This is a genomic window from Pseudomonas huaxiensis, assembly GCF_003231275.1.
GTDB classification, from domain to species: domain Bacteria; phylum Pseudomonadota; class Gammaproteobacteria; order Pseudomonadales; family Pseudomonadaceae; genus Aquipseudomonas; species Aquipseudomonas huaxiensis.
Map to the genome: position 1 here is coordinate 624,802 of NZ_QKVL01000001.1, position 12,914 is coordinate 637,715.

Sequence of the window (12,914 nt, forward strand, 5' to 3'; positions counted from 1 at the left end):
GACCAGGAGCCCTCCATGCGTCTGACGAGCATCCTGCTTTACCTGACTTGTATCGCCTCGGCCCAGGCCGCCGACCTGCAACCGCGGGTTATCGCACCGGTACCCGGCGCCCCGGGCACCGCCACTCCGACCCCGTATCCGCAGGTATCGCCGCCTGTCGTGCCGCGTGCTGCTTCCGGCAAGCCGGGAGCGCCGTTGCTGCCACCCGTGCCGCTGCCCGCACCGCCCAAGGATCAACCGTTGCCGGGGTTATCCCCGGATGACGGAAGGCGGGCGAAAGACGATTAGACCTGCTGTGACAAGCGTTGGCCGTCGAGCATGCGCAGCCGCCTGGACAGGGCCACGGCCAGCGCGCGGATGATTTTCGCGGCGATCTTCGGCGCGTCATTGAGCATTTTTTCCAGCGCGTCCTTGCCCAGGCTGAGCAACTGGCAATCGCTGGCGGCCAGGCACGACGCCGAACGCCGCTCGCCGTCCAGCACGGCCATTTCGCCGAAGGCGCGGCCCTTGCGCAGGATGGCGATTTCCACTTCGCGGCCGTCGGCGTCGGTCTTGCGCACCGATACCTGGCCGTGAACGATGATGCACATGAAAGTGCCGGCATCGCCTTCGCGGAAGATTTCCTGGCCCGCGTCCATGCTGCTCAGGGCGAAATAGCCGGCGGCGGCGAGGAAGTCGCCGGGCAGGAGCTGGTCGAACAGGCCGCAGTCCATCAACAGGTCGCGGATTTCGTTGGTGAGGAAGGTGGCTTCAGGCATCGCGTTCCGTCTTTCTTGTTGTCGAGTTGTGGTGATCGCACCGCGACTGGCGTCGCGGTGCAAGCTCTGACAACGGAAAACGCGATTTACACCACATCCAGCTCATTCAGGATGAAGGCATATTCCAGCGCCACGTCGCGCAGGCCCTGATAACGCCCGCTCATGCCCCCGTGGCCGGCGCCCAGTTCGGTCTTGAGCAGCAGGGGATTGTCGTCGGTGCGGGTCACCCGCAGGCGCGCCACCCACTTGGCCGCTTCCCAGTACTGCACGCGGCTGTCGTTGTAGCCGGCGATCACCAGCATGGACGGGTAGGCCTGGGCCTTGACGTTCTCGTAAGGCGCATACGCCTTGATCCGCGCATAAACCTCCGGTTCCTGCGGGTTGCCCCATTCGTCGTATTCGGTGACGGTCAGCGGCAGTTCGGGGTCGAGCATGGTGTTGAGCACATCGACGAACGGCACTTCGGCGATGGCGACCTTGAACAGTTCCGGGCGCTGGTTGAGTACCGCGCCGATCAACAGGCCACCGGCGCTGCCGCCGCTGATCGCCAGTTGCCCGGCGCTGGTCACGTTCTCGGCGATCAGGTGTTCGGCGCAGGCGATGAAGTCGTCGAAGGTGTTCTGCTTGTGTTCCTGCTTGCCGGCGCGATACCAGGCTTCACCCAATTCGCCGCCGCCACGCACATGGGCGATGGCAAAGGCCACGCCGCGCTCCAGCAAGCTCAGGCGGGCGTGGGAGAACCACGGGTCGAGGCTTTCGCCGTAGGCGCCGTAGCCGTACAGGTACAGCGGCACCGGAAGGCCGAGGTCTTCGCGGCGCTGCACCAGGCTGATCGGGATGCGCGTGCCGTCGCCCGCAGTAGCCCAGAGGCGGCGGCTGACATAGGCGTCGGCATCGAATGGGCCGAGCACCGGGGTTTGCTTGAGCACGGCCTGCTCGCCGTTGGCGAGGTCCAGTTGACGCACCTGCGCCGGGCGGTTCAGCGCCTCGTAGCGCAGGCGGATGCGCGAACTGGTGAATTCCAGGCTGTCCTGCACGTACAGGCTGTAGGCGGCATCCGGCAATTGCACGCGGTAGACCGGCAACCCCGCCGGATGCACTTCGATGATCGGCAGGCCGCCTTCGCGCAGGCTCAGGGTCAGGGCGCTGGCGTTGAGGGTCAGGCCTTCCAGCATGATGTCATCGCGGTGCGGGACCAGTACCTGCCAGTCGGTGCGGCTCGGTACCGCGTCGCTCGTCGCCTGGAACAAAGCGAAGTTGATGCCGTCCTGGTTGCTGCGGATCAACCAGCGCCACTCGCCGCAGAGCTGGCCGTGGTCGGGGTAGTACTCGTGGCCTTCGACCCGTGCGGCCAGGCAAGTGAAGGACTGCTCCGGGGTTTCAGCGTCCAGCACCCAGGCTTCGCTAGTGGTCTTGCTGTTGAGCAGCAGGATCAACTGGCGCTCGGAACTGGCCCGGTAGCAGTGCAGGAAGAAGCGTCCGTCGGCTTCTTCGAACACTGTCTCCGCATCGCTGCTGCCGAGGCGGTGGCGATACAGGCGGAAGGGCCGGTGGGTGTCGTCCAGTTCGGTGAAGAACAGCGTCTGGCTGTCGTTGGCCCAGGTCATGCTGCCGTCGCAGTCGTCGAACGGCAGCTCGCGGATTTCGCCGCTGGCCAGTTCCTTGATGTACAGGGTGTAGATCTCGTCGCCGCTGGTGTCGAGGCTGTAGGCCAGGCGCTGGTGGTCGGGGCTGACGTTGAAGGCGCCAAGGCTGAGGAAGCCGCCATCGGCGAGGGCGTTGGGGTCGAGCAGCAGCTCTTCGCGGTCCTGGTCGACGGTGTTCGAGTCGTCCGTCGGACGCGGGCAGCGATAGTGCCGCGGGTATTCGTCGCCCGCCGTGGTGCGGGTGTAGTACAGGTACGGGCCCCAGGGCGAGGGCAGCGACAGATCCGTTTCGAGGATGCGGCCCTTGATCTCTTCGAACAGTTGCTCGCGCAGGTCCGCCTGGTCGGCCAGTTGCGCCTGCTGGTAAGCGTTCTCGGCTTCCAGGTAGGCCATGACCTCCGCGGCGTCGCGCTCCTGTAGCCAGGCGTAGGGATCCGGTCCGTCGCCCTGGCGGGCGATCGGTGCAGGGGAAGCGTTGGCGGTAGCGGACATGGGGTTCTCTTGGCTGGGGGGCGCCTGCGCGCGGAAAAGCCGTTATCATAAGCGCCTGTTTGCCTACCTTTCCACGGACGCCATGACCGAAAACGACTATCTGTTCGCCTGGGGCCTGTACGCCCTGGCCGCCTTGGGCTGCCTGTGGGTGGGTTTCCGCATCACCGGCTGGATGTGGCGCTGGCTGCGCGAGCCGCTGCGGGTGCTGATGGCGGTGCTGCTGCTGACCCCGACCATCATCGACCCGGTCAAGGAGCTGTTCGCCCCGGCCATCGCCATCACCGCCCTCGACATGCTGTTCAAGGTTGGCAACAACGTCTGGCGCGCCGCTTCCGATCTGGCCATGTACGGCATGATCGCCTTTGCCCTTTACCTTATCTTCGTCGCCATCCGCCTGCCGCTGGAGGCCCGCGCCCGTGCCCGTCGCGAGCGTGCCGAAGCCGCCGCCAAGCGTGATGCCGACGAGGTCATGGCCGAGCCCGTTACAAGTGCCAGCCGCTACCGCGAGGAGCCGCCGGAATTGCCGCCGGGCGGCCCGCGCCAACGCCTTGAACCGCGTCTGTAACGCCCTGGAGCGACCCGAGCAATGTGTGAACTACTGGGCATGAGCGCCAACGTCCCCACCGATATCGTTTTCAGCTTTACCGGGCTGATGCAGCGTGGCGGCCGCACCGGCCCGCACCGCGATGGTTGGGGCATCGGTTTCTACGAAGGGCGCGGCTTGCGGCTGTTCCAGGACCCGGCTGCGAGTTGCGAGTCGGAAGTCGCCAACCTGGTGCAGCGCTACCCGATCAAGAGTGAAGTGGTCATCGGCCACATCCGCCAGGCCAACGTCGGCAAGGTCTGCCTGTCCAACACCCACCCGTTCGTCCGCGAACTGTGGGGGCGCAACTGGTGCTTCGCGCACAACGGCCAGATGGCCGAGTTCAACGGTCAGACGACCTTCTACCGGCCTATCGGCGACACCGACAGCGAAGCGGCTTTTTGCGACCTGCTCAACCGTATCCGTGAAGCCTTCCCCGAGCCGGTAGAGGTGGAAGAACTGATTCCGGTGCTCGAACAGGCCTGCAACGAGTACCGCGGCAAGGGCGTGTTCAACTGCCTGCTCAGTGATGGCGACTGGCTGTTCTGTTTCTGTTCGACCAAGCTGGTACACATCACCCGGCGTGCGCCGTTCGGCCCGGCCCGGCTCAAGGATGTCGATATGATCGTCGACTTCCAGGCCGAAACCACACCCAACGACGTGGTCACGGTCATCGCTACCGAGGCGCTCACGGAAAACGAAACCTGGCACCGCTACGAGCCCGGCCAATGGGGCCTGTGGCGGCGTGGCGAATGCATCGCACGGGGCCAGACCCGCTAAGGAAAGGCGTCATGCTCAGAAGCTACCTGCGATTGATCCTGTTCACCTGCGGCTTGCTGCTGGGGGTGCAGATTCCCGGCCTGATCAACGACTACAGCCAGCGCGTCGAGGCTCATCTGCTGGAGTCGCGCGAGGGCCTGAAAGGCTTCGAGCAGACTGCGCAGCGCTTCTTCAAGGGCGACTTGCAGGCGCTGGTGCGGCATTACCGCGCCAGCGACGACCCGGTGTTCCAGAGCGACGCCAACAGCATCGACAGCCTGCTCAGCCGCAACCAGATGCTGGAAAGCGAATGGCAGGCGCTACAGAGCGGTTGGCTGAGTCGCACCCTGCACGTGCTGACGCGACCGGACCCGGCGATCCGCGAAGAAACCCTCAAGGGCTACAGCTACCAGATCCTCCTGACCCCCGACGCTGCGGCGTGGGGCCTGGGTTGCGCGGTGTTGTTCGCGCTGCTGATCGAGAGCCTGTTGCTGCTGATCGGCTGGGTCATCATGGGCGGCCGGCGGAAAGCTGTGCAGCCAAGCTGGCGTTAGGCTTTGCGCGCAAAGCACCTGCGCGGCGATCATGCTGCGTTGAAAACAGGCTCGGAATGCTCATTGACAACCAGTCAACTCCGCTTCCTCGCCTGTTTTCGCCTTGCCTGATCACCGCGCAGGCACTTTGCGCACAAACCCCGCCTTTTCTTTAGGAGCTGCTGTGAGCCGTCTGTTGCTGAACTGCGACATGGGCGAAAGCTTCGGCAACTGGCCCCTGGGTCTGGATGCCGAGGTCATGCCTTTCATCGATTGCGCCAACATCGCCTGCGGTTTCCACGCCGGCGACCCCGGCATCATGCGCCAGACCGTGGCCCTCGCTGCGGCCAACAAGGTGCTGGTCGGCGCCCATCCTGCCTACCCGGACCTGCAAGGCTTCGGCCGCCGTTCCATGGCCTGCAGCAACGAGGAAATCCGCGACCTGCTGCATTACCAGATCGGTGCGCTGGACGGCATCTGCCGGGTCCAGGGCACCCACGTCGCCTACGTCAAACCCCATGGCGCGCTGTACAACGACATGATGGCCAACCCGGACACGCTGCGCGCCGTGCTCGAAGCCGTCTCCGCCTACGACTCGACCCTGCCGCTGATGCTGATGGCCACCGCCGACGACAGTGCGGCGCAGGCGCTGGGCGACGAATTGGGCGTGACGCTGTGGTTTGAAGCCTTCGCCGACCGCGCCTATGACGCTGCCGGCCGGTTGGTGTCGCGGCGCCTGCCGGGTGCCGTGCATCACGATCCCGCCCTGGTGCTGGACCAGGCCTTGCGCCTGGCCCGCGGCGAGCCGCTGACCGCCAGCGATGGCAGCTCGGTACGGTTGCGGGCCCAGACCCTTTGCGTGCACGGCGACAATCACAGCTCGGTGGCGGCGGTACGGCAGATCCGCGAGGCGCTGGACGCCCTGGCCACACCATGAAGCTGCGCGTCGAGGTGGTCGCCATCGATTGCCTGATGGTCCGTCTGTTCGATGCCATCGACGAAGCCAACATGCCGTGGATGCTCGCCGCCAGCCAGCGGCTGCGGGCGGTGTTCGGCGAGCGGCTGATCGATCTGGTGCCGTCGTACACCACGCTGATGCTGCAATTCGACATGCTGCAGTGCTCGCCGCTTGAGGCGCGCAAGCTGATCGACAATGCTCTGCGGGACTTGCAGCCGGACAACGGCGCAGGCGGGCGGCGGCTTGAGATTCCGGTGTGGTATGACGCCAGCGTCGGCCCCGAACTGAGCGTGCTGGCGGCCCGTTGCGGTGTGTCGGAGGACGAGATCATTCGCCGTCACAGCGGCCGCGAGTATCAGGTGTTCGCTCTGGGTTTCGCGCCCGGCTTCGCCTTTATGGGGCTGGTGGAAGAATCCCTGGCCTCGCCACGCCTGGCGACCCCGCGCAAGCGCGTGGCGGCCGGCAGTGTCGGTATCGCCGAGCGCCAGACCGCGGCTTATCCGGCGCTGTCGCCGGGCGGCTGGAACCTGATCGGACGCACCCCCGCGCCGTTGTTCGACCGTCAGCGCGACGGCTACAGCCTGCTGCAACCCGGTGATCGCGTGCGGTTCGTCGCCATCGCGCACGCCGAGTTTCTGGCCTTGGGTGGCGACGACACCCCGCAGGAGGAACAGGCATGAGCGCGCTGACCGTCGAGGCCAGCACGCCGCTGTGCCAGTTGCAGGACGCCGGCCGTTTTGGCGTGCGTCACCTGGGCGTGACCCAGGGCGGGGCGCTGGACTGGGTGTCGGCGCGCTGGGCCAACTGGCTGCTGGACAACCCGGCGCAGGCGACGGTGGTGGAAATCACCCTCGGTGGTTTTGTCCTGGTGGCCGAGGCGGATTGCTGCCTGGCGCTGGCCGGTGCCGATCTGGATGCCCGGCTGGATGATCAACCGCTCAAGCCCTGGCGCAGCTTTACCCTGCGCCGGGGTCAGCGCCTGCGTTTCAACCAGCCGCTGCACGGCGCTCGCGCGTATCTCGCGGCGCCAGGCGGCTTCGCGGCGCCACAGGTGCTGGGCAGTTGCGCGACGGTGGTTCGCGAAGGGCTCGGCGGGCCGGATGGCGAGGGGCGGGCGCTGGTCAAGGGCGACCGGCTGGAATGTGCTGGCCAGGCGGCGGGCCGGGGCGAGGTGCCGCTGGCGTTACGGCCTTCGTTCGAGGGCGAGCCGTTGCTGGATCTGGTGATGGGCGCGCAACTGGGCGAGTTCAGCGGGCAGAGCCTGTTCGACGCCTTCAACCGTGACTGGACGCTGGACAGCCGGGCCGACCGCATGGGCGTTCGCCTGCTGGGGCCGGCGTTGCAGTATCAGGGGCAGCCGATGATTTCCGAGGGCATTCCGCTGGGCGCGGTGCAGGTGCCGCCGGATGGGCAGCCGATTGTGCTGCTCAATGACCGGCAGACCATTGGCGGGTATCCGCGGCTGGGGGCGTTGACACCGTTGGCGCTGGCACGGCTGGCGCAGTGTTTGCCGGGGGAGAGGGTGCGGTTTCGGGCGGTGGTGCAGGCGTTGGCGTGGGCCGAGATGCGGGATTGGTTTGGACGGTTTGATGCGTGAGGCGCGCGTTGTGGCCCTTCGCGAGCAAGCTCGCTCCTACAACACCGCTTGCCTGTAGGAGCGAGCTTGCTCGCGATGCGGATTACTTGGACAAAAACCTCATCCCTTCCTCCAGCCCCCGCAACGTCAGCGGATACATCCGGTCCTCCACCAACTCGCGCATGATGTTGGTCGAGGCGGTGTAGTTCCAGGTGTCTTTCGGGTACGGGTTGATCCAGATGAGCTTCTTGAATTTCTCCATGAAGCGCTGCATCCACACGTAACCCGCTTCTTCGTTCCAGTGCTCGACGCTGCCACCCGGCTGGGTGATTTCGTAGGGCGCCATGGCCGCGTCACCGACGAACACCACTTTGTAGTCGGCGCCGTACTTGTGCAGCAGGTCCAGAGTGGAGGTGCGTTCGGAGGTCCGTCGCAGGTTGTTCTTCCACACCGATTCATACACGCAGTTGTGGAAGTAGTAGTACTCCAGGTGCTTGAACTCGGTCTTGCAGGCGGAAAACAGCTCCTCGCAGGTCTTCACGTGGGCATCCATCGAGCCGCCGATATCGAACAGCAGCAACAGCTTCACCGTGTTGCGCCGCTCCGGGCGCATCTGGATGTTGAGCAGGCCGGCGTCGCGGGCGGTGTGGTCGATGGTGCCGTCGATGTCCAGTTCTTCCGCGGCACCCTGGCGAGCGAACTTGCGCAGCCGGCGCAAGGCCAGCTTGATGTTGCGGGTGCCCAGTTCGACCTGGTCGTCGAGGTTCTTGTACTCGCGCTGGTCCCAGACCTTGACCGCCTTGCCCTGGCGCTTGCCGGCATCGCCGACGCGGATGCCTTCAGGGTTGAAGCCGCCCGAGCCGAACGGGCTGGTGCCGCCGGTGCCGATCCACTTGTTGCCGCCGGCATGGCGTTCCTTCTGTTCTTCCAGGCGCTTCTTGAACTCTTCGATCAGCTTGTCCAGCCCGCCGAGGGACTGGATCTGCGCGCGTTCTTCGTCACTCAGCGAGCGCTCGAATTCCTTGCGCAGCCAGTCTTCCGGGATCAGGGCTTCCAGGTGCCGATCGAGGTTTTCCAGACCCTTGAAATAGGCCGAGAAGGCACGGTCGAACTTGTCGAAATGACGTTCGTCCTTCACCAGGATCGCCCGCGACAGGTAATAGAACTCGTCCATGTCGGCGAAGGTGACCCGCGCTTTCAGCGCATTGATCAGGTCGAGCAGTTCACGCACCGACACCGGCACTTTCGCCGCGCGCATTTCATTGAACAGGTTGAGCAGCATGGCATTCGCCCCCGTTGGCTCAGCGGTTGCCGCGACGGCTCATGAAGGCCAGGCGTTCAAGCAACTGCACGTCCTGTTCGTTTTTCACCAGGGCGCCGGCCAGCGGCGGGATGGCCTTGGTCGGATCGCGCTCGCGCAGCACCGCTTCGCCGATGTTGTCGGCCATCAGCAGCTTGAGCCAGTCCACCAGTTCGGAGGTGGAGGGCTTTTTCTTCAGGCCCGGCACTTTGCGCACGTCGAAGAACACGTCCAGCGCTTCGCTGACCAGGTCTTTCTTGATGTTCGGATAGTGGACGTCGACGATTTTCTGCAGGGTGTCGCGGTCGGGGAAGGCGATGTAGTGGAAGAAGCAGCGGCGCAGGAAGGCGTCGGGCAATTCCTTCTCGTTGTTCGAGGTGATGATGATGATCGGGCGCTGCTTGGCCTTGATCGTCTCGTCGATCTCGTAAACGTAGAACTCCATCTTGTCCAGTTCCTGCAACAGGTCGTTGGGGAACTCGATGTCGGCCTTGTCGATTTCGTCGATCAGCAGGATCACCCGCTCTTCGGCTTCGAACGCCTCCCAGAGCTTGCCTTTCTTCAGGTAGTTGCGCACGTCGTGGACCTTGTCCACACCCAGTTGTGAGTCGCGCAGGCGGCTGACCGCATCGTATTCGTAGAGGCCCTGGTGGGCCTTGGTGGTGGACTTGATGTGCCAGGTGATCAGCCTGGCGCCGAAGGATTCGGCCAGTTGTTCGGCGAGCATGGTCTTGCCGGTGCCCGGCTCGCCCTTGACCAGCAGTGGTCGCTCCAGGGTGATCGCCGCGTTGACCGCTAGTTTCAGGTCGTCTGTGGCGACGTATGCGCTGGTGCCTTCGAACTTCATGTGCCCATCCTCATTGCGGATGCCAAGGGGCATGGCCCTGGCGGAAAATTATCATGCGCGACTATAACGTGCGTCCTACAAGACTGGGAACGCAGACGGCCCATTCAGTATCTGAATGGGCCGTCACCCAATGACTCAGTCAGACTTGGGCGGCGAGCGCTCATATCGTGCGCTGAAGGCCTGAATAAAGCCGTTGCGCAGGATCTGCAAAAACGCCTCGAAGGCACTGATATCGCTTTGATGCACGCTGCCGGAAAGCTCGACGCGGGTGGCGAACTGGTTTTTCGGCTGGTTTTTCAGCACCGTTTCGCTGGCGCCGACCAACGCTTCCCAGATGGAGCGGAAGAAACTTTTGTCTTTGTTTTCGACGTCCTGCTGCCAGTTGAACACCTCGACATCCCGCAGCAGCGGCTTGATGTAGCCGCTGAGCCGGCCTTTCTGCGCCCGGGCCTCGATCACCAGGTCGCCATGGCCGGCGTTGAAGTCGAACTTGCCGTAGGCGCTGGCAAAGTCATTGAGGCGGCGTAACTGGATATCGGTGGCGCGCAGACGGAATTCGAAATCCTCGAAATTGCTCAGCGGGTCGAAGGTGGCGGTGCTTTCCACGGCGGCGTCGCCCAGCAGGCGCGCCTTGCCTTCGAAACTGGCATCGCGACGGCCTTCCTTGTCCACCACGTTGGTCAGGTTGCGGATGCTGGCGTTGAGCTGGGTGGCCTTGAGCGCGACCGGCGGCTTGGAGGTGAAGTTGCGGAAGGTCAGGGTGCCGTCCTGGATCAGCACTTCGTTGAGGGTGATCGGCAGGAGTTTTTCCAGTTGTTGCCGCCAGTTGGTGCCGCGACCTGTCTGCGACGCCTGTTTGTTACCGCCATCGACGAAGTTGAGCTCAGGCTTGAGGAACGTCACCTCGGCGACCACCGCATGGTCGTACCACAGCGAATGCCAGCTTACCGACAGGTCGATCAACGGCGCGTCGAGCAGTGGCACCGGGACTTTGCCGCTGGTCTTGACGATGGTCAGGCCGTTGATCTTGTAAGCGCCGCGCCACCACGCCAGGTCGACGTCGGCGATCTGACCGCGGTACTCGCCCATGTCGGCGAGCTTGTCGTTGAGGTAGTCGCGCACCAGCCAGGGCAGCGACAAATGCAGGGCGAGCAACAGCAGGATCAGGCTGGCCAGGCCCAGCAGTGGCCAGCGGTAGCGGCGTTTCATCGGCGTCTCCCGGATGCGCATGAAGGGTTGACCGCCGTCAATGGCGCGGAGTTCGGCCGGGGTAGACGCACCCCCATGGCAGGCTTACCCTTGAGGTTTTCGCTCGGTGCCAAAAGGACCTCCTGCCATGAGCCGTATCTTCGCTGACAATGCCCATTCCATCGGCAATACGCCGCTGGTGCAGATCAACCGCATCGCCCCGCGCGGCGTGACCATCCTGGCCAAGATCGAAGGGCGCAACCCGGGGTATTCGGTCAAGTGCCGAATTGGCGCGAACATGGTCTGGGACGCGGAAAGCAGCGGTAAGCTCAAACCGGGCATGACCATCGTCGAGCCGACTTCGGGCAACACCGGTATCGGCCTGGCCTTCGTCGCCGCCGCCCGCGGTTACAAGCTGCTGCTGACCATGCCGGCGTCGATGAGCATCGAGCGCCGCAAGGTGCTCAAGGCCCTGGGCGCCGAACTGGTGCTGACCGAGCCTGCGAAAGGCATGAAAGGCGCCATCGAAAAGGCCAACGAGATCGTTGCCAGCGATCCGTCCACCTACTTCATGCCGGCGCAGTTCGATAACCCGGCCAACCCGGCGATCCACGAGAAAACCACCGGCCCGGAAATCTGGAACGACACCGATGGTGCGGTTGACGTGCTGGTGGCGGGCGTCGGCACTGGCGGCACCATTACTGGCGTATCGCGCTACATCAAGAACACCCAGGGCAAGGCGATTCTCTCGGTAGCTGTGGAGCCGGTGGTGTCGCCGGTGATTACCCAGGCCCTGGCCGGCGAGGAAATCAAGCCGAGCCCGCACAAGATCCAGGGTATTGGTGCCGGTTTCGTGCCGAAGAACCTCGATCTGTCGATAGTCGATCAGGTCGAACTGGTCAGTGATGACGACGCCAAGGCCATGGCCCGGCGCTTGATGCAGGAAGAGGGGATTCTTTGCGGTATTTCCTGTGGTGCGGCAATGGTTGCTGCGGTGCGCCTGGCCGAGAAGCCGGAAATGCAGGGCAAGACCATTGTGGTGATTCTGCCGGACTCGGGTGAGCGCTATCTGTCCAGCATGCTGTTCAGTGATCTGTTCACGGATCAGGAAAACATGCAGTAAGCGATGGGCATACCGCTAAATCCTGATCTCCGGCAAATCCACGATCCCGCCGTTGTTACATAATCCTCAAAACTCTCTATCAGGCCCCGGTTGTTTTTACCGGGGCCTGTTCGGTTTATCATGGACGATTTCCGGCGCCGAGCCTGAACGAAAATTCCAGGAGTGATGCATGACCTTTTCCTTCGTCGCCAAGGCTGGCGTTCTGCTGTTGTTCTTCGGCAGCGTGCTGTACGTGCACTTGCGCGGTAAGGCGCGCCTTCCCGTACTGCGCCAGTTCGTCAACCATTCGGCCTTGTTCGCGCCCTACAACTCGCTGATGTACATGTTCTCCGGCGTGCCGTCCAAGCCGTACCTGGACCGCGAGCGCTTCCCCGAGCTGGATGTGCTGAAGAACAACTGGGAAACCATCCGCGAAGAGGCCATGCACCTGTTCGACGAGGGTTACATCCGTGCCGCCGAGAAGGACAACGACGCCGGCTTTGGATCGTTCTTCAAGAAGGGCTGGAAGCGTTTCTACCTGAAGTGGTACGACAAAGCCCTGCCTTCAGCCGAACTGCTGTGCCCGAAGACCGTCGAACTGGTCAACAGCATCCCCAACGTGAAAGGCGCGATGTTCGCCCTGCTGCCCGGCGGCAGCCACCTGAACCCGCACCGCGACCCGTTCGCCGGTTCCCTGCGTTATCACCTGGGGCTGTCCACGCCCAACTCCGACAACTGCCGGATCTACGTCGATGGTCAGCCGTACGCCTGGCGCGACGGTGAAGACGTGATGTTCGATGAAACCTACGTGCACTGGGTGAAGAACGAAACCGAAACCACCCGGGTGATCCTGTTCTGCGACGTCGAGCGTCCGCTGAGCAGCCCGTTGATGACCCGCATCAACCGCAAGGTCAGTGCGTTCCTCGGCCGCGCCACCGCGCCGCAGAACACCGATGACGAGCGCGTCGGCGGGATCAACCAGGCGTACGCCTGGAGCAAGAAGTTCAGCAACGTCATCAGCGCCCGGGTGAAAACCTTCAAGCGCGCCAATCCCAAGGCCTACCGCGTGATGCGGCCGGTGCTGGCGGTGGTTGTGGCGTATCTGCTGTATCGCTGGTTGTTCTGATTCGTACTTGCCAGGAACGGGCTTGCGCTGGCAAATCGCCAGGCCT

General features: G+C 63.9%; 14 protein-coding genes. 9 read left to right on the forward strand and 5 right to left on the reverse strand.

Annotated features, from left to right (window positions below):
* Positions 1–15: 15 nt before the first annotated feature.
* Positions 16–288: a hypothetical protein gene (locus tag DM374_RS03090; protein ID WP_110968512.1), complete on the forward strand. Its 273-nt coding sequence runs from the start codon at positions 16–18 to the stop codon at positions 286–288.
* Here DM374_RS03090 and DM374_RS03095 read toward each other — a convergent pair.
* The gene (locus DM374_RS03095; RefSeq protein WP_110968513.1) at positions 285–758 is read right to left on the reverse strand and encodes a cyclic nucleotide-binding domain-containing protein; all 474 of its coding nucleotides are present in this window, start codon (positions 756–758) and stop codon (positions 285–287) included. The two genes, DM374_RS03090 and DM374_RS03095, sit on opposite strands and share 4 nt — an antisense overlap.
* An 86-nt stretch (positions 759–844) precedes the next feature.
* Positions 845–2,896, reverse strand: a complete 2,052-nt coding sequence (locus tag DM374_RS03100) for a S9 family peptidase (protein ID WP_110968514.1) — start codon at positions 2,894–2,896, stop codon at positions 845–847.
* Between the two features lie 82 nt (positions 2,897–2,978).
* On the opposite strand from DM374_RS03100, the gene DM374_RS03105 reads away from it, so the two are divergent.
* The 6 genes from DM374_RS03105 (at position 2,979) to DM374_RS03130 (ending at position 7,326) form a co-directional block, all read left to right on the forward strand.
* Positions 2,979–3,461 (forward strand): MFS transporter, encoded by a 483-nt coding sequence (locus tag DM374_RS03105; RefSeq protein WP_095154330.1) that lies wholly within the window; start codon positions 2,979–2,981, stop codon positions 3,459–3,461.
* 21 nt (positions 3,462–3,482) lie between these two features.
* Positions 3,483–4,259 (forward strand): class II glutamine amidotransferase, encoded by a 777-nt coding sequence (locus tag DM374_RS03110; RefSeq protein WP_110968515.1) that lies wholly within the window; start codon positions 3,483–3,485, stop codon positions 4,257–4,259.
* 11 nt (positions 4,260–4,270) lie between these two features.
* Entirely contained in the window at positions 4,271–4,792 is a 522-nt protein-coding gene (locus DM374_RS03115) for a DUF2937 family protein (protein WP_110968516.1), read from the forward strand.
* Between the two features lie 163 nt (positions 4,793–4,955).
* On the forward strand, positions 4,956–5,708 hold the full coding sequence (locus DM374_RS03120) for a 5-oxoprolinase subunit PxpA (protein ID WP_110968517.1): 753 nt from the start codon (positions 4,956–4,958) through the stop codon (positions 5,706–5,708).
* On the forward strand, positions 5,705–6,409 hold the full coding sequence (gene pxpB, locus DM374_RS03125) for a 5-oxoprolinase subunit PxpB (protein ID WP_110968518.1): 705 nt from the start codon (positions 5,705–5,707) through the stop codon (positions 6,407–6,409). The genes DM374_RS03120 and pxpB overlap by 4 nt, the downstream gene beginning before the upstream one ends.
* Positions 6,406–7,326, forward strand: a complete 921-nt coding sequence (locus tag DM374_RS03130) for a 5-oxoprolinase subunit C family protein (protein WP_110968519.1) — start codon at positions 6,406–6,408, stop codon at positions 7,324–7,326. Before pxpB ends, DM374_RS03130 begins: the two co-directional genes overlap by 4 nt.
* An 82-nt stretch (positions 7,327–7,408) precedes the next feature.
* On the opposite strand, the gene DM374_RS03135 is transcribed toward DM374_RS03130, so the two are convergent.
* The 3 genes from DM374_RS03135 to DM374_RS03145 form a co-directional block, all read right to left on the reverse strand.
* A complete protein-coding gene (locus DM374_RS03135; RefSeq protein ID WP_110968520.1) occupies positions 7,409–8,587 on the reverse strand; it encodes a vWA domain-containing protein in 1,179 nt (392 codons plus the stop codon).
* A 19-nt stretch (positions 8,588–8,606) separates the two neighbouring features.
* On the reverse strand, positions 8,607–9,452 hold the full coding sequence (locus DM374_RS03140) for an AAA family ATPase (protein ID WP_110968521.1): 846 nt from the start codon (positions 9,450–9,452) through the stop codon (positions 8,607–8,609).
* 135 nt (positions 9,453–9,587) lie between these two features.
* Positions 9,588–10,661 carry a DUF748 domain-containing protein gene (locus DM374_RS03145; protein ID WP_110968522.1) on the reverse strand — a complete coding sequence of 358 codons (1,074 nt, stop codon included), beginning with the start codon at positions 10,659–10,661 and terminating at the stop codon, positions 9,588–9,590.
* A 127-nt stretch (positions 10,662–10,788) separates the two neighbouring features.
* Between DM374_RS03145 and cysK the strand changes: the two genes are divergently transcribed.
* Both cysK and DM374_RS03155 read left to right on the forward strand, forming a co-directional pair.
* A complete protein-coding gene (gene cysK, locus DM374_RS03150) occupies positions 10,789–11,763 on the forward strand; it encodes a cysteine synthase A (protein ID WP_110968523.1) in 975 nt (324 codons plus the stop codon).
* Positions 11,764–11,932: 169 nt separating this feature from the next.
* Complete coding sequence (locus DM374_RS03155; protein ID WP_110968524.1) at positions 11,933–12,868, forward strand: aspartyl/asparaginyl beta-hydroxylase domain-containing protein; 936 nt, start codon at positions 11,933–11,935, stop codon at positions 12,866–12,868.
* The last annotated feature ends 46 nt before the right edge of the window (positions 12,869–12,914 follow it).